Below are 16103 nucleotides of genomic sequence, written 5' to 3'. Positions count from 1 at the left end.
CGCGCTTCAGACAACGCGTACGCTGAGCTCGCCGAGCCCGTCCACGCCACCCTTCATGAGATCGCCCTGCACCACCGCGCCGACACCTTCCGGCGTGCCGGTGAAAATCAGATCGCCTGGTTGCAGTTCGAACAGCGTCGACAGATAGGCGATTGTCTCGGCTATCGACCAGATCAGTTGCGACACGTCCGAGTTCTGTTTTTCCTCGCCGTTCACCGACAACCAGATCGCGCCCTTGCCGACGTGGCCAACCGTCGTGACCGGATGGATCGGGCCGAGCGGCGCCGAATGATCGAAACCCTTCGCGGTATCCCACGGACGGCCCAGCTTCTTCGCTTCGGCCTGCAGATCCCTGCGCGTCATGTCGAGACCGAGCGCATAGCCGTACACGTGGTCGAGCGCGCTTTCGACCGGAATGTTCTTGCCGCCCTTGCCGATCGCCGCCACCAGTTCCATCTCGAAGTGAACGTTCTTCGACAGCGACGGATAGGGAAATTCGCCGGTCGCACCAGGCGCGACATACAGCATGGCGTCGGCCGGCTTGGCAAAGAAGAACGGCGGTTCACGGTCGGGATCGTGCCCCATCTCGCGCGCGTGCGCCTCGTAGTTGCGGCCCACACAGTAGATGCGACGCACCGCGAACTGCTCGCTGGACCCCACGACCGGCACCGCGACTACCGGTGCGGGTGCAAATACGTAACTCATCCCGTTCTCCGTTTTCTGAATTGTGCCGCGCCCGCGCGGCAATAAAACGTTGAGTGTAACGCGCAGCCAGGCGCGGCGCAGCGGATCGGCGCAGGCGCGCGCGGCCGGCAGTGGCGGCGCGGATCGTCTCGCCGGACCGCCGGATCGCTATAGATGCGATACTCACACCGACAAGCGTCCTTTGAATAGCATCGCCGACTGCCCCAGGCACCAGGCTACCCCGTCCCCCTGCGCCCGATGACTGACTCCGCTGACACCGCCAATCCTTTCCCCTGTGCCCGCTACATCAAGGAAATCGGCCGCGGCCCGAACGGCGCCCGCGCGCTGACCGCCGAAGATACGCGTGCGCTCTACGCCGCCATACTCGACGGCCGCGTATCCGATCTCGAACTCGGCGCGGTGCTGCTCGCCTATCGGGTGAAGGGCGAAACCGCCGACGAACTCGCCGCCATGCTGGCCGGCGCGCATGCATCGTTCGAACCAATTCATTTGCCGCACGCGGCGTTCCGGCCCGTGTCGATACCCACGTACAACGGCGCGCGCAAACAGCCCAACCTGGTGCCGCTGCTCGCGCTGTTGCTGGCACGCGAGGGGGTGCCGGTGCTGGTGCATGGCGTCACCGAAGATCCAGGTCGCGTGACGAGCGCTGAAATCTTCACGCACCTGCAGATCCCGCACGCACAATCGCACGCCGATATCGAAGACGGTCTCGCCGAACGGCGTCTTGCGTTCGCGCCAATCGACGTCCTCGCGCCGAAGCTCGCGCGCCTTCTCTCGCTGCGTCGACGAATGGGCGTGCGCAATTCCACGCATACGCTCGTGAAAATCCTGCAGCCGTTCGCGCCCGCGGGGCTGCGGCTCGTGAACTACACGCATCCGCCGTATCGTGACAGTCTCACGCAATTGTTCAACACGCACCCGGACGCCGCGGAGGGTGGCGCCCTGCTCGCGCGCGGCACCGAAGGCGAAGCGGTGGCCGACACGCGGCGCCAGGTGCAAGTCGATTGGCTGCACGACGGCATCTGCGAAACGCGCGTACCACACGAGCGCTCATCGCCCGACGCGCCTGAAGTCGACTTGCCTGAAGCGCGCGACGCCCCCACCACGGCCGCGTGGATCGACGCTGTGCTGCGCGGCGAAGCGCCCGTGCCGAGCGCGATCGAACGGCAGGTGGAGCTGATCGTCGATGTCGCGAAAACGGCCGGGTAACAGGCGCGGCGTGAGCGCAACGCAGCGCCTGCGGCGTCGCACTCACGCGCCGAATATGACGGCTGCGGGTTGACACGCCGCAGCGAGCCGTCATACATTAGACCTATGCGTTCCCTTCCGAACACCCTCCGAATTACCTTCGGCCGCCTAGCGCGGCCCCTATCGCTACGTCTAGCGTAAGTCAGACGTAGCGCCGCGCGTTGGCAGCCTGAATCACCCCAGCTAGTTGCCCAAAGCGCGGTCCCCAAAGCAGTTCCGCCGTTCCCGTTTCACCCCCGACCGTAGTCCTTCACAACCTGTAGTCGTTTGCATTCGTCCGTTTACCCGTCGGACGAAGCGCGAGGGTCAATTTCATGTTGCGTAATCCCGCTGAAAAATACCGCCCCTTCCCCACCGTGCGCCTCACCGGGCGCAAATGGCCGAGCCGCACGATCAACCAGGCGCCGATCTGGATGAGCACCGATCTGCGTGATGGCAATCAGGCGCTGATCGAGCCGATGAATCCCGCGCAAAAGCTCGAATTCTTCGAGATGCTGGTAGCAATCGGCTTCAAGCAAATCGAAGTCGGTTTCCCGTCTGCCTCGCAAACCGGCTTCGATTTCGTCCGGAAGCTGATCGAGGAAAAGCGCATTCCCGACGACGTGACGATCGAAGTGTTCGTGCCGTCGCGCCCGGACCTGATTGCGCGCACGTTCGAGTCGCTGGAGGGCGCGCCGCGCGCCATCGTGCACCTGTACAACGCGATCTGCCCGTCGTTTCGCAAGATCGTCTTCAAGCAGTCGAAGGACGAAATCAAGGCGCTGGCGGTGGAAGGCACGCGCCTCATCAAGCAACACGCGCAGGCGCGGCCCGATACGCACTGGACGTTCCAGTATTCGCCCGAAACCTTCAACACGACCGAGCTTCCGTACGCGCGCGAGGTATGCGACGCCGTTGCACAGACGTGGCGGCCCACGCGCGATCACAAGATGATCGTCAACCTGCCCGCGAGCGTCGAGGCCGCGACGCCCAACGTGTTCGCCGACCAGATCGAATGGATGGACCGCAATCTCGGCTATCGCGACAGTATCGTGCTGTCGGTGCATCCGCATAACGATCGCGGCACGGCGGTAGCCGCGACGGAACTGGCGCTGCTGGCCGGCGCGGATCGCGTCGAAGGATGTCTGTTCGGCAACGGCGAGCGCACCGGCAATGTGGACCTCGTGACGGTCGCGATGAACCTTTACGCACAGGGCGTCGATACGGGCCTCGATTTCTCCGATATTGACGCAGTGCGGCGCGTGGTGGAGCGCTGCAACCAGATTCCGGTGCATCCGCGGCATCCGTATGCGGGTGATGCAGTGGAGCGGCGGGTGTGGAGCAATGAGGATCTGCAGCGCGTGGCGGCTTGAGGGGCTTGAGCGATTTGAAGCGGGGCTGGAGTTGAACCCCGCGGTCTGGAGCCGCGCCCGTGACAGCGCGACGCCATTAAAACCCGCCCAACCGGAACCCGGCAGGGGGCAATGTCAGCACGAGCGGCGCACCCCGCCTGCTCGTGCCGTCCGGGCGCTCACAAGGCGCTCGTCGAGCGCGACTGGCGCCACGGCGTGAGCTCAAAAGGCTCACTCGATCGCGCAACGCGTCGCCTGCCAGGCGATCAGACGCCATTGCCCGTCCTCCTGGGTATGAATCGCCGTGTACGCGATCGGAAACAGCAACGCTCCGTTGTTTGCTTCCATTTCGATCAGCGCGCGGCCAGTGACGACGCAGGTCTCCGGCCCGACAGGCAGCACCTCTTGCGACTGCACCTCAATCTGCCGATAGCGGCGGCGCCCCGCGGTAATGCCGTCGATGAACTGCCGCTTCGTTTCGCGCTTGCCGTTCGTATGGACATAGCTCACGTTGTCCGCGAGCAGCGTATCGAGCGACTGCCCGTCGCCGTCGACCATCGCACGAAAGCGCTCCCGCTCGAGCCCGCGAATCGCTTCGATTATCTTTGCCGCCATTGCTCAGCCCCTTGCACCGGTGAGCCGAACGTGGCCACGGTCGTCAGAAGTTATATTGCAAATATAGCTGCTGGAAATTTATACCAGGATTGGGCTCTTTGATACCGCCATTGGAAATATGCTGGAAGCGGTAGCCCACCTGATACTGCTGACGCTCGCCGAGCTGCACGCCGACGCCTGCCATGGGGCTGAACTGGAACGCTGTGGCGAACGTGAAGTCAGAAGAGATTCTGGGACTCGATAGCACGCGGATGCCTGCGCCCGCTTCAATAAAAGGGCGAATCGACCCCGAGCCCTTGATGAAGCGGATGATCGGCGTCACACCGAATTCGCCGATGTCGTCGTGGACGTTTCCTTCGTTGGTATGCCACCAGGCCGCGTGCGCTTCGCCGATCAGCGCGAAATGCCAAACGCCGATTTGCCACCACGTCAGATCCGGATCCCAGACCAGGCCGAGATCGAGTTTTTTTGCGTGGTGATCCGCCACACCGGCGGCGACCTGCACCCCGAACTGATCGGCTGCGGCCAATCCCGCAGCGCCGAACAGAACGGTCGCCAAGGCGACTTTTAGAGCCAGACCACGCAAAGGATTATTTTTGTTCTTCATCGCACACTCGAGCTAGTCGAACGTTGATCAGCGGATAGCTGTCCCGCTTATTCTAATGACAATCCTAATTTGGTGGATCGTATGAAGAAATCTAATTCTTTGCAATTAGTCACTTCGAAATTAGAAAATATCGGTCACTTATGAGAATGAAGGCGATTTGTCAGGTAAGTTCTACGTCCAAAGTACGATGCTGCGCAGCAGCCTCCATGGCTATCAAAACCTAAATTTCAATAGGAAAATGCGGAACTTGGATGCCCCTACGGCCTCTAAGTATTAGCACTCGACAAATCAGAGTGCTAACATCCAACGCTGGAGTCGTTTACCTGAATACGCTTTTGTCTGATTCCAAAGGAGTTTCCTACGTGAGCCATGCAATGACCCTTCCGAGTACTTTGAGCCCGTCGTCGGCTAAGGCCGCTTCGGCAGGTGCGCTGGCGCTCTCGCATTCCTCGCTGTTGCCCGGTCAACTGGGCAATATCGACGCCTACATCCAGGCCGTAAATCGGATTCCGATGCTGACGCCGGGGGAAGAACGCCAGTTCGCCACCGAATTTCGCGAGCAGGACAACCTTGAGTCCGCGCGCCGTCTCGTCCTGTCGCACCTGCGGCTGGTCGTATCGATCGCACGCAATTATCTTGGTTACGGACTGCCGCACGCCGACCTGATCCAGGAAGGCAATATCGGCCTCATGAAGGCCGTGAAGCGCTTCGACCCGGAGCAGAACGTACGCCTCGTGTCGTACGCCATGCACTGGATCAAGGCTGAGATCCACGAATACATTCTGCGCAACTGGCGGATGGTGAAGGTCGCCACCACCAAAGCGCAGCGCAAGCTGTTCTTCAATCTGCGCAGTCACAAGCAGGGCCTGGGCGCATTCACGCCGGACGAGATCGAAGGTCTCGCCAAAGAGCTGAACGTGAAACGCGAAGAAGTGGCCGAGATGGAAACGCGCTTGTCCGGCGGCGATATCGCGCTGGAAGGCCAGGTCGAAGACGGCGAAGAGTCGTACGCGCCGATCGCCTACCTCGCCGACTCGCATAGCGAGCCGACTGCCGTGCTGGCTTCGCGTCAGCGCGACAAGCTGCAAAGCGACGGCATTGCGAGCGCACTGGAAGCACTGGACGCCCGCAGCCGCCGCATCATCGAGGCACGCTGGCTGAAGGTGGAAGACGACGGTTCGGGTGGCTCGACACTGCACGAACTGGCTGACGAATTCGGCGTGTCGGCTGAACGTATTCGCCAGATCGAAGCGAGCGCAATGAAGAAAATGCGCGGTGCGTTGACCGAGTATGCGTAACACTTAAAACCTTGATTCGCGCCGGCTCGTCCGGCGCGCGCTGTTGAGTTGCAGAGCCCTGCCCTCGAAAGAAGGCAGGGCTTTTTTGTGCCCACTGGACACCGCATGCACTCAATCCGAGACGCATACGCACTCACTTAAGAACATGTCCGCCAAACACGTGTTTCTTGACGTATCACAAACCTCATAGCAATACTGTGCGGCCGGAGCGAAGTTCGCGACCCAATGCCGCAGTGCCGAACTCATGCGCACAAGGTCATCACTCCTAGAATCGGGATGCACTCACCAGACCGCTCAGGCGGCCTGGATTTAGCCGGATTCACCGGTATGAAGTCGCCTTCGACCGATCATGACCATAGCCCTGAATCGCAATACCAACCCTCGCTCGGGCCTGCGCAAACGGTTCGCAGCTTGGGCGCGCGGTCCGACTCTGGCGCGGGATATCGCCATCGTCCTCACCATCAAATTTGCACTGCTGATGGTGCTCAAATACGCATTCTTCAATCATCCGCAGGCGGAGCATATGTCGCTGCTGCCTGAACAAGTCGCGCAGGCGCTGCTGTCCGTGCCTGCCTCGCATCCGTCACAAGGTGATCAACATGCCCGTTAGCGAAGTCGTAGAACTGTCGCGCCTCCAGTTCGCCATCACAGCGCTCTATCACTTTCTGTTCGTGCCACTCACGCTCGGCCTGTCCTGGTTGCTCGTCATCATGGAGTCCGTCTATGTGATGACCGGCAAGCAGATCTACAAGGACATGACCCAGTTCTGGGGCAAGCTGTTCGGCATCAATTTTGCGATGGGCGTCACCACCGGTCTCACACTGGAATTCCAGTTCGGCACCAACTGGTCGTACTACTCGCACTACGTCGGCGACATTTTTGGCGTGCCGCTGGCCGTTGAAGGCTTGATGGCATTCTTTCTGGAATCGACCTTCGTCGGCCTGTTCTTCTTCGGCTGGAAGCGGCTCTCGAAAGTGCAGCACGTGGCCGTCACGTTCCTCGTCGCACTCGGCTCGAACCTGTCGGCGCTGTGGATTCTGGTGGCCAACGGCTGGATGAACAATCCGGTCGGCGCCACGTTCAACTACCAGACCATGCGCATGGAACTCGACAGCATCTTTTCGGTGCTGTTCAATCCGGTCGCGCAGGTGAAGTTCGTGCATACCGTGTCGGCCGGCTACGTGACCGCTTCGATGTTCGTGCTCGGTGTGTCGTCCTGGTATCTGCTGAAGCGCCGCGACACCGAGTTCGCCTTGCGCTCGTTCGCCATCGCCGCCGGCTTCGGTCTGGCCTCGACGTTGTGCGTAATCGTGCTCGGCGACGAATCCGGCTACCGCACCGGCGAAGTTCAGCAGGTCAAGCTGGCCGCCATCGAATCCGAATGGGAAACGGCGCCCGCGCCCGCACCCTTCACGATCATTGGCATTCCGAACCAGAAGGAAGAACGCACCGACTATGCGATCCGCATTCCGTACGCGCTCGGTCTCATCGCCACCCGCTCGATCGACGAACCGGTGGTCGGCCTGAAAGATCTGATGGCCGAGAACGAAGTGCGCATCAAGAACGGCATGCTCGCCTACGCCGCACTGCAAAGGCTTAAACAGGGCGACGCCACGGACGAAGTCAAGGCTGTTTTCGACGCCCACAAGGAGGACCTCGGCTATGGCTTGATGCTCAAGCAGTTCACTCCGAACGTCACCGACGCCACGCCGGATCAGATCGTGCAAGCCGCCAAGAAGACGATCCCGCCGGTGGCGCCCGTGTTCTTCTCGTTCCGCCTGATGGTCGGCCTCGGCATCCTGTTCCTTGCGACCTTCGTGCTGGCGTTCTGGTTCTGCGCGCAGCGCTCCCTGTTGCTGGAGAAGCGCCGCTGGTTCCTGCGCTGGGCCGTGTGGGCGATTCCGTTGCCGTGGCTGGCTGCTGAATTCGGCTGGATCGTCGCTGAAGTGGGCCGTCAACCGTGGACCATCGCCGGCATTCTGCCGACCGCATTGTCCGCCTCGAGCCTGACACCGACTGATCTGTACCTGAGCATTGCCGGCTTCGTCGTGTTCTACACGGTGCTGTTCATCATCGAAATCATGCTGATGTTCAAGTACGCGCGACTTGGGCCTTCGTCGCTGCACACCGGGCGCTATCACCACGAACAACAACAGCCGCTGAATCAGCCGCTGCCGACCAACACGGCCGCATGATTCGCCGCCACTCTGTTCCAAGGGAAAGATCATCATGGATTACGCAACCCTCAAACTGATCTGGTGGGTGTTGATCGGCGTACTGCTGATCGGCTTCGCGCTCACCGACGGCTTCGACATGGGCGCGGCGATTCTGCTGCCGTTCATCGCGAAAACCGACGCGGAACGACGCATCGTCGTGAACACGGTCGGCGCGACGTGGGAAGGCAATCAGGTGTGGCTCATCACAGCGGGTGGCGCGATGTTCGCCGCGTGGCCGCTGGTTTACGCCGCGTCGTTCTCCGGCTTTTACTTCGCGATGCTGCTGGTGCTGTTCTCACTGTTCTTCCGGCCGGTCGGCTTCGACTACCGGAGCAAACGTGAAGACCCGCGCTGGCGCAACGCGTGGGATTGGGCGCTGTTTGTCGGCGGCTTCGTCCCCGCGCTGGTGTTCGGCGTGGCGTTCGGCAACCTGCTGCAAGGCGTGCCGTTCTCGTTCGACACCGATCTGCGTGTTACGTATCACGGCAGCTTTTTCGCGCTGCTCAACCCGTTCGCCGTGCTGTGCGGGCTCGTTAGCGTGTCGATGCTCGCCGCACACGGCGCAGCCTTCGTGAAGATGAAGGCGGACGACGTCGTCGCCGCGCGTGCATCGCTCGCGCTGCGGATCGCTTCGCTGGCCGCCGTGGTGCTGTTCCTGCTAGCCGGCGCACTGATCGCCACAATGATCGGCGGCTATCAGATCGTCGATGCCGCGCCGCTCGATACGGTGGCTAATCCTTTGCTGAAGAACGTGATCGGCGCACCCGGTCTGTGGCTCACCAACTACGCAAACTATCCGTGGATGGTGATCGCGCCGGTCGCTGGCCTGGTCGGCGGTGTACTTGCCTTGCTGCTGGCGCGCTCGCGCTTTGAAAAGAGCGCCTTCCTGTCGACCTCGCTGATGATCATCGGCGTGATCCTGACGGCGGGCTTCTCGATGTTCCCGTTCATCATGCCCTCCTCGCTCGACGGCCGCAGCAGCCTCACCGTGTGGGACTCCACCTCGAGCCGCCTGACGCTGCAGATCATGCTGGTCGCCGTCATCATCTTCCTGCCGATCGTCCTGGTCTACACGAGCTGGGTGTATCGCGTGATGCGAGGCAAGGTGACCGCAGCGGCGCTCGAAGAAAATCACCATTCGATGTATTGATCAGGCATACGATTAACAGGAGTTTGTGATGTGGTATTTCAGTTGGCTTCTCGGCATTGGCGTGGCGTTGGCGTTCGGCATCATCAACGTGATGTGGCTGGAAAACCGCCGGCCTTTGGAAGCGGGTAAGCATAAGACGCATTGATGCAGCCGTTGCCGGCCACGCGTCGGTAGGCGCCGGCCGGTAAACGCAAAAGCGGCACCTTGAATCCAAGGTGCCGCTTTTTTTATTGCCGCGCTATCGGAAGAGAAGCGCGGCAATGGAGCAGCGCAGGCTGCTCCTTAACGTTGCATCACGCAGGCTGCGGCGCCGTACCGGCACCCGTATCGGGCGACAGACGCGTTGCCAGTTGCGCGGCGTAGCGCTGCGCGCCATTGCCAACTACGATGTGGAACGTGTCGGCCGCAACCCACGCGGTATCGAGCGTAGCGAGACGTTGACGATCGACCGCTGACGGATCGCGCACGACAATACGCAAACGTGTTGCCGCCACGGCATCCAGCGACACGACGTTGCCCGCGCCGCCGAACACGGCGAGCCAACGCAGCGGATCCGGATCGAGCGGACCGTCCTGAGCACCGCTTGCCGCAACCACAGGCGCGGTAGCCACAGCAGGCGCAGCAGCAGCCACCGGCTTCACAGCATCGCCACCGCCTTGCGCGATCACCGTGCGAATTTCATCAGCGATGATGTCCGCTTCCGGTCCGATAATCACCTGCACGTTGGTCGAACCGCGTTTGAGCACACCACGCGCGCCGATCGTCTTCAGTTCGCTTTCCGAGACCTTGTTGGCATCGACCACCGACAGACGCAGACGCGTCGTGCAGGCATCCACCACCGAGAGGTTCGACGCCCCACCCAGCGCAGCGATATAACGCTGTGCGCGCGGCACGGCGGCACCCGCAACCGGCGAAACGAAACCGCCAGCCGTGAACGACTCGACCTGTTCTTCTTCAGCGGCGGGTTCGCGGCCCGGCGTCGCCATGTTGAACTTGCGAATGAAGAAGCGGAACAGGCCGTAGTACACCACCGCGTACACGACGCCGAGCGGAATCGCCCACCAGCCCTTGGTCGACAGCCCGTAGTTCAGCACGTAGTCGATGAAGCCAGCCGAGAAGGTGAAGCCGAGATGAATCCCAAGCGCCGAGCAGATTGCCAGCGACAAGCCCGTCAGCACCGCATGGATCGCGTACAGCACCGGCGCGAGGAACATGAAGCTGAATTCGATCGGCTCCGTCACGCCCGTCAGGAACGAGGTGAGCGCCATCGACGCCAGCAGGCCGAACACCATCGCGCGGCGTTCTTTCGGTGCCTCGTGATACATCGCGAGACACGCGGCCGGCAGGCCGAACATCATGACCGGGAAGAAGCCCGTCATGAACGTGCCCGCAGTCGGGTCGCCCGCAAAGAAGCGATGCAGGTCGCCCGTCACCGGAACACCGCCCGGCGGCGTGAAGGTGCCGAACACGAACCACGTCAGCGAATTGAGGATGTGATGCAGACCCGTGACGAGTAGCAAACGGTTCAGCACGCCGAACACGAACGCGCCGAGCGCACCCGCGGTCGTCAGCCAATGGCCGGCCGTGTCGATGACGCCTTGCACCGGTTGCCATACGTAGCCGAACACAATGCCTATCCCCAGACAGACCACGCCGGTGACAATCGGCACGAAGCGTTTCCCTCCGAAGAATGCGAGGTAGTCAGGCAGCTTGATGTCCTTGTACTTGTTGTACAGCAAGCCCGCCACGATACCCGCCACGATCCCGGACAACACGCCCATGTTGAGCTTGTCGTTGATGTCCTTCATCACCGCGACTTCGATCAGATAACCGATCGCACCCGCGAGACCCGCCACGCCGTTGTTGTCTTTCGCGAAACCGACCGCCACACCGATTGCGAACAGCAACGGCAGGTTATCGAAGATCGCGCCGCCGGCGTCGGCGATCATCTTGATGTTGAACACATCGGGTTGGCCCAATCGCAGCAGCAAGCCGGCAACCGGCAGCACTGCAATCGGCAGCATCAGCGCCCGGCCCAGGCGCTGAATCTTCAGAAACGGATTCCCATCCATTGACACCTCCAATCCTTGTCTCGTTGTCGACTGTCGTCGTTGAATTTTGTAGCTGTACGTCCTGACTATGCGAAGCTGGTTGCGGACCGTGTGGGGTTCAGTCCAAAGGCCAGGTTTCGCGGCTCACTGCTCTTACCGCCTGCGCCGATTCGAGCGCCAGGGCATCCTGGGCGCGTTGACGGCACAGCTGATAATCGAGGTTGCGCACTCGCGCCTTGATGCCCGGCACCGACACCGGATCCACCGAGAGCTCGGTCACGCCGAGGCCGACGAGCAACGGCATGGCCAGCGGATCGCCCGCCAGTGCGCCGCACACGCCGACCCATTTGCCATGCTTGTTCGCGCCCTGCACGGTCGCCGCGATCAGGCGCAGCACCGCCGGATGCAAGCCGTCCGCCTGCGCCGCGAGGTCGGCCTGGCAACGGTCCATGGCGAGCGTGTATTGCGTCAGATCGTTGGTGCCGATCGACAGGAAATCCGCGTGTTGCGACAGTTGATCGGCAAGCAATGCAGCCGACGGCACTTCGATCATCACGCCGACTTCGATCGGCTCGGTCCGGCCCGATTCACGGGCGAATTCGTCGATGCGTTTGCGGATACGGATCAATTCGCCGACGTCGGTGACCATCGGCAGCAGGATGCGGACGGCGCCGAGCGGTTGCACCGCCAGTAGACCGCGCAACTGATCGTCGAGCAGGTCCGGGCGCACTTGTGCGAGGCGGATGCCGCGCAGGCCGAGCGCCGGATTCGGTTCGGGCGGCAGCGTCAGGTAATCGACTTCCTTGTCCGCGCCGACGTCCAGCGTGCGAATAATCGCGGTGCGGCCGCTCAATGCGTCGACGATGGCCTGGTAGCTCTGGCGATGTTCGTCAGTGGTCGGCGCTGAGGCGCGGTGGATGAACAACAGTTCGGTGCGCAGCAGGCCGACGGAATCGGCGCCGTTGTCGACGGCGGTTTTCGCGTCCTCGAGCGTGGCGATGTTCGCTGCGACTTCGATCGCGCGGCCATCGGCAGTCACTGCCGCCTGTTGCGAGGTACGGCGGTTTGCTTCGCGCACGCCGGCAAGACGGCTGCGCTCAAGACGCGCACGCTCGACATCGAGCTCGGTCGGCGCGAATTCGAGCCGGCCGGTGGTGGCGTTCACCACCACTTGCGTGCCTTCGGGGATCGCATGCAAGGCATCGCCGACTGCCACCAGTGCTGGAATGCCCGCCTGGCGCGCGAGAATCGCCGCATGTGAAGTGGCACCGCCACGCGCCATCACCAGCGCGGTGACGCGCGTGCGATCCAGCGACGACAGATCCGACGGCGTGAACTCTTCAGCCGCCAGCACCGCTTCTTCCGGCAGCGTGCGTGCCGCGGCATTCGTATAACCGAGCGCGCGCAATACGCGCTTTTCGATATCGCGCAGATCGGCTGCACGTTCCGCGAGCAATGCGTCTTCGATCTTCGTCAGGATGGCGATCTGCGCACGGATCGCTTCGCGCCACGCAAAGCCGGCGCTCTTGCCGAGGCTGATCAGATCGCGCGCGGCGTCGACCAGCGTGGGATCTTCGAGCAGGACGCGATGCACCGCGAAAATACCCGCCTCACCCACCGCTCCACGTTGCGACGCATCGCGCACAGTGGTACCGAGGTCAGCGTCGACGGTAGCAATCGCCTTGTCGAGCAAACGGCTTTCAGCCGCCGACGTGCCGTTCGCCTTTTCCGGCGGATCGATATCCGCATCATCCCAACGCACCAGCTTGCCGACCGCGACGCCCGGTGACGCACATACACCCGCGAGCGTATTCGGCGCGAGCGCTTCGCCCGCCGGATGCGCAATCACTTGCGGCGCCGGTGAGCTTTGACGTGCCGGTTTTTCTTCGACTTCGCCGTGCGCTTCACGTGTCAATTCATGAGCAATCGCTTCAATTGCGGCTTTGGCTTGCGGACCGACGCCGAGCAGCTCGACAGTCGCCCCTTCACCAGCGCCGAGGCCGAGCAAACCGACCACACTCTCAATCGCCGCCTTACGCCCTTCGTAACGCACTTCGACGCGCGCATCGAAACCACGCGCCGCTTCACGAGCGCGCGCCGCCGGCCGCGCATGCAAACCGCCGGCGTGGATCAGCGTGACTTGCTGACGGGCTTCTTCGGTCACGTTAGTGGCACTCGCCTGACGCGAGGCTTGCGCCACGTCGCCGCCGCGAGCACGCAGCATCAGCAATGGCGTTTCGCCTGCCTTCACGATGCCGCCTTGCGCACGCTCGACAATCTCGAACGCATCCGAATTGGCAATCGCGATCACCGAGACAAGGCTCGGCGCATTCAGCGCAACCTGGTCCTGATCGAATTCGATCAGCACTTCACCCGTGCGCACCTGTGCGCCCTGCGCGACCATCGGCGCAAAGCCCTTGCCATTCAGCTCGACCGTGTCGATGCCGATGTGCAGCAGAATCTCCACGCCTTCGGCCGTCGCGAGCGTGACCGCATGGCCGGTGCGCGCGAGATGGGTGATGGTGCCGTCGCACGGCGCGACGAGTCGCCCCTCGAGCGGATCGATGCCGATGCCATCGCCGAACATGCCGCCCGAAAACACAGGGTCGGGCACATTCGCGAGCGGCACGACCGGACCGGTCATCGGCGCGAGCAAAACAATATGGCCTTCAGAATGGCTCATCAAGCGGGACTCCTCGACACGTCGCATCTGATTTCTCGTCAGTGAGTTTCGGTGACTTTGTTGAGATGGCGTGGCGCGTCAGGATTGCGCCCACGCGCGGCGGCAAGGCCGGCGGCCATCACATAAAAGGACAGGATCGCAGCGATCGGATCGAGCGCCGCATGAGCGGTAGTAGCGAGCGGCAGCGTCGCTTCCGGCACATCGGCCGGTGCGGCGAGCAGCACGCGGGCGCCGCGCGCCTGCATATCGCGCGCGAGTTGCAGCAAGCCGGCTTGTTCAGGGCCGCGCGGTGCGAAGACCAGCAATGGATAGTCGCGGTCGATCAGTTCCATCGGACCGTGCCGCACTTCCGCGCTCGAAAACGCTTCGGCCTGGATGCCGGAGGTTTCCTTCAATTTGAGTGCGGCTTCCTGCGCGATCGCGAGACCCAGACCGCGGCCGATCACGATCATGCGTTCGACGCCGCGCAATTCGTCGACCGCTTTCGACCAGTCGAGTTTGCCCGCGGCTTGCAGCGCGTCGGGCAGCGTATTCAACGCGTTGAGCAGCGCATCGTCTTTCTGCCAGTGCGCGACCAGTTGCGCGGAGATCGACAGCATGGCGATGTAGCTCTTGGTCGCCGCGACGCTCAGTTCCGGACCGGCGACGAGCGGCAGGTGAAATTCGCAAGCGTCCGCCAGCGGCGAGTTCGGCGCATTCACTGCGGCCACCGTCAACGCGCCGGCCTTGCGCAATGCTTCCATCGTGCCGACCAGGTCCGGGCTCTTGCCCGATTGCGAGAACGCGAGCGCGAGCTGATCGCGCACCTGAAGCGGCGCCTGCTGGAGCGTCGCGACCGACATCGGCAGCGAGGCGACCGGCACGCCGAGGCGGCTCATGGTCAGGCTGGCGAAGTAACTCGCCGCATGGTCCGAGCTACCGCGCGCAACCGTCAGTGCGACGTGGCGCGGCTGTTGGGCGAGCTTCGCCGCCAACGCCTCGACGCGCGAGGTATCCCTGAGTTGCGCGGCGACCGTTTCAGCGGACGCCAGCGCCTCTTTAAGCATATTCGACAATTGATTCTCCTTCGACGTAAGTCGCGGTCAACGCCAGTTCACGATCGAACACCACCACATCGGCCCACGCGCCACGCGCAATGCGGCCGCGGTCTTCGATGCCGAGGTAGTCGGCGGCGTAGCGCGACAAACGGTTTGAAACATCGGCGATCGGCAAGCCGATCGAGACGAGATTGCGCAGCGCCTGATCCATCGTCAGGGTGCTGCCGGCGAGCGTGCCGTCGGCGAGACGCACACCGCCGAGGCACTTCGTCACATGCTGGCTGCCGAGGCGGTATTCGCCGTCGGGCATGCCGGTGGCCGAGGTGCTGTCCGTCACGACGTAGAGACGCGGAATCGCGCGCAACGCGGCGCGGATCGCGCCCGGATGGACGTGCAGCAAGTCGGGAATGATTTCGGCGAATTCGGCGTGCGCGAGCGCGGCGCCGACGAGGCCGGGATTGCGGTGATGCAGCGGCGACATCGCGTTGAACAGATGCGTGAAGCCACATGCGCCATGCTTGAGTGCGGCGACGGCGTCGTCGTAGGTGCCGAGCGAATGGCCGAGCTGCACGCGCACGCCGCGCGCCGCCATCTCGGAGATGATCTCCATGTGGCCGGCGATTTCCGGCGCCAGCGTGACCACGCGAATCGGCGCGATCGACAGATACTTCAGCACTTCGTCCATCACCGCCGACACGGCTGCGTCGGGTTGTGCGCCGAGCTTGCCGGGGTTGATGTACGGACCTTCCAGATGGACGCCGAGCACGCGCGCGCCGCCCGGTGTGCGAATGCGCGCGTTGTTGCCCAGACCCGCGACGACACTCATCAGCTCGTCGCGCGGCGCGGTCATCGTGGTGGCGAGCAGGCTGGTCGTGCCGTAACGCGCATGCGTGCGGGTGATCGTTTCGATCGCGTCGCCGCCTTCCATTACGTCGGAGCCGCCGCCGCCGTGCACGTGCAGATCGATGAAGCCGGGCAGGATGTACGGCGCGTCGTTCTTCGACGGATCGACGCGTTCGCCTGTCAGCGCCGTGATACGGCCGTTTTCGTATTCGAGCGTGCCGTGAATCCACCCATCGGTGGTGAGTATGTTTCCGGTCAGCATGAGTCTCTCTGGTGAGGCGTAATGCGGGGTGTGACTGAATTTCGCCCGATGGCGCCG

At 62.7% G+C, this 16103-nt stretch carries 13 protein-coding genes and 1 pseudogene; 7 read left to right on the top strand and 7 right to left on the bottom strand.

What is annotated here, in order from left to right; genetic code table 11:
* Positions 1–6 precede the first annotated feature (6 nt).
* A complete protein-coding gene (locus PQQ96_RS18815; RefSeq protein ID WP_408294814.1) occupies positions 7–705 on the bottom strand; it encodes a fumarylacetoacetate hydrolase family protein in 699 nt (232 codons plus the stop codon).
* A 237-nt stretch (positions 706–942) separates the two neighbouring features.
* On the opposite strand from PQQ96_RS18815, the gene ybiB reads away from it, so the two are divergent.
* Together ybiB and PQQ96_RS18805 are read left to right on the top strand one after the other, a co-directional pair.
* The gene (ybiB, locus tag PQQ96_RS18810; protein ID WP_408294811.1) at positions 943–1914 is read left to right on the top strand and encodes a DNA-binding protein YbiB; all 972 of its coding nucleotides are present in this window, start codon (positions 943–945) and stop codon (positions 1912–1914) included.
* Positions 1915–2267: 353 nt separating this feature from the next.
* Positions 2268–3257 (top strand): annotated as a pseudogene (locus PQQ96_RS18805) (2-isopropylmalate synthase); the annotation flags it as partial.
* A 258-nt stretch (positions 3258–3515) separates the two neighbouring features.
* Here the strand turns inward: PQQ96_RS18805 and PQQ96_RS18800 are convergent.
* Together PQQ96_RS18800 and PQQ96_RS18795 are read right to left on the bottom strand one after the other, a co-directional pair.
* Positions 3516–3899 (bottom strand): nuclear transport factor 2 family protein, encoded by a 384-nt coding sequence (locus PQQ96_RS18800; protein ID WP_408294808.1) that lies wholly within the window; start codon positions 3897–3899, stop codon positions 3516–3518.
* Between the two features lie 43 nt (positions 3900–3942).
* Positions 3943–4506, bottom strand: coding sequence for an acyloxyacyl hydrolase (locus tag PQQ96_RS18795; protein ID WP_408294805.1), 564 nt, complete (start codon positions 4504–4506; stop codon positions 3943–3945).
* A gap of 362 nt (positions 4507–4868) precedes the next feature.
* On the opposite strand from PQQ96_RS18795, the gene rpoH reads away from it, so the two are divergent.
* The 5 genes from rpoH (at position 4869) to cydX (ending at position 9315) form a co-directional block, all read left to right on the top strand.
* Positions 4869–5804, top strand: coding sequence for an RNA polymerase sigma factor RpoH (rpoH, locus tag PQQ96_RS18790; RefSeq protein ID WP_408294802.1), 936 nt, complete (start codon positions 4869–4871; stop codon positions 5802–5804).
* Between the two features lie 349 nt (positions 5805–6153).
* Entirely contained in the window at positions 6154–6414 is a 261-nt protein-coding gene (gene cydP / locus PQQ96_RS18785; RefSeq protein WP_408294799.1) for a cytochrome oxidase putative small subunit CydP, read from the top strand.
* Positions 6404–7999 carry a cytochrome ubiquinol oxidase subunit I gene (locus PQQ96_RS18780; protein WP_408294796.1) on the top strand — a complete coding sequence of 532 codons (1596 nt, stop codon included), beginning with the start codon at positions 6404–6406 and terminating at the stop codon, positions 7997–7999. Before cydP ends, PQQ96_RS18780 begins: the two co-directional genes overlap by 11 nt.
* A 34-nt stretch (positions 8000–8033) precedes the next feature.
* On the top strand, positions 8034–9170 hold the full coding sequence (gene cydB / locus PQQ96_RS18775) for a cytochrome d ubiquinol oxidase subunit II (protein ID WP_408294793.1): 1137 nt from the start codon (positions 8034–8036) through the stop codon (positions 9168–9170).
* 28 nt (positions 9171–9198) lie between these two features.
* Complete coding sequence (cydX, locus tag PQQ96_RS18770) at positions 9199–9315, top strand: cytochrome bd-I oxidase subunit CydX (RefSeq protein WP_408294790.1); 117 nt, start codon at positions 9199–9201, stop codon at positions 9313–9315.
* A gap of 148 nt (positions 9316–9463) precedes the next feature.
* On the opposite strand, the gene nagE is transcribed toward cydX, so the two are convergent.
* The 4 genes from nagE to nagA form a co-directional block, all read right to left on the bottom strand.
* On the bottom strand, positions 9464–11242 hold the full coding sequence (nagE, locus tag PQQ96_RS18765; RefSeq protein ID WP_408294787.1) for an N-acetylglucosamine-specific PTS transporter subunit IIBC: 1779 nt from the start codon (positions 11240–11242) through the stop codon (positions 9464–9466).
* 97 nt (positions 11243–11339) lie between these two features.
* Complete coding sequence (gene ptsP, locus PQQ96_RS18760) at positions 11340–13904, bottom strand: phosphoenolpyruvate--protein phosphotransferase (RefSeq protein WP_408294784.1); 2565 nt, start codon at positions 13902–13904, stop codon at positions 11340–11342.
* Between the two features lie 38 nt (positions 13905–13942).
* Positions 13943–14950 carry an SIS domain-containing protein gene (locus PQQ96_RS18755; protein WP_408294918.1) on the bottom strand — a complete coding sequence of 336 codons (1008 nt, stop codon included), beginning with the start codon at positions 14948–14950 and terminating at the stop codon, positions 13943–13945.
* Positions 14943–16046 (bottom strand): N-acetylglucosamine-6-phosphate deacetylase, encoded by a 1104-nt coding sequence (nagA, locus tag PQQ96_RS18750; protein ID WP_201072284.1) that lies wholly within the window; start codon positions 16044–16046, stop codon positions 14943–14945. The genes PQQ96_RS18755 and nagA overlap by 8 nt, the downstream gene beginning before the upstream one ends.
* Positions 16047–16103 lie beyond the last annotated feature (57 nt).

The sequence above is a fragment of the Paraburkholderia sediminicola genome (assembly GCF_046027825.1).
GTDB lineage: Bacteria > Pseudomonadota > Gammaproteobacteria > Burkholderiales > Burkholderiaceae > Paraburkholderia > Paraburkholderia sediminicola_D.
Note: the sequence above shows the minus strand (reverse complement) of the source record. Positions and strands in the feature narration are given on the sequence as shown.

Excerpts from the sequence above, each read along its gene's own strand:
- PQQ96_RS18815 (WP_408294814.1), bottom strand. The coding sequence starts at position 705 with ATGAGTTACGTATTTGCACCCGCACCGGTAGTCGCGGTGCCGGTCGTG.
- ybiB (WP_408294811.1), top strand. The coding sequence starts at position 943 with ATGACTGACTCCGCTGACACCGCCAATCCTTTCCCCTGTGCCCGCTAC.
- PQQ96_RS18800 (WP_408294808.1), bottom strand. The coding sequence starts at position 3,899 with ATGGCGGCAAAGATAATCGAAGCGATTCGCGGGCTCGAGCGGGAGCGC.
- PQQ96_RS18795 (WP_408294805.1), bottom strand. The coding sequence starts at position 4,506 with ATGAAGAACAAAAATAATCCTTTGCGTGGTCTGGCTCTAAAAGTCGCC.
- cydP (WP_408294799.1), top strand. The coding sequence starts at position 6,154 with ATGACCATAGCCCTGAATCGCAATACCAACCCTCGCTCGGGCCTGCGC.
- PQQ96_RS18780 (WP_408294796.1), top strand. The coding sequence starts at position 6,404 with ATGCCCGTTAGCGAAGTCGTAGAACTGTCGCGCCTCCAGTTCGCCATC.
- cydB (WP_408294793.1), top strand. The coding sequence starts at position 8,034 with ATGGATTACGCAACCCTCAAACTGATCTGGTGGGTGTTGATCGGCGTA.
- cydX (WP_408294790.1), top strand. The coding sequence starts at position 9,199 with ATGTGGTATTTCAGTTGGCTTCTCGGCATTGGCGTGGCGTTGGCGTTC.
- nagE (WP_408294787.1), bottom strand. The coding sequence starts at position 11,242 with ATGGATGGGAATCCGTTTCTGAAGATTCAGCGCCTGGGCCGGGCGCTG.
- ptsP (WP_408294784.1), bottom strand. The coding sequence starts at position 13,904 with ATGAGCCATTCTGAAGGCCATATTGTTTTGCTCGCGCCGATGACCGGT.
- PQQ96_RS18755 (WP_408294918.1), bottom strand. The coding sequence starts at position 14,950 with ATGCTTAAAGAGGCGCTGGCGTCCGCTGAAACGGTCGCCGCGCAACTC.
- nagA (WP_201072284.1), bottom strand. The coding sequence starts at position 16,046 with ATGCTGACCGGAAACATACTCACCACCGATGGGTGGATTCACGGCACG.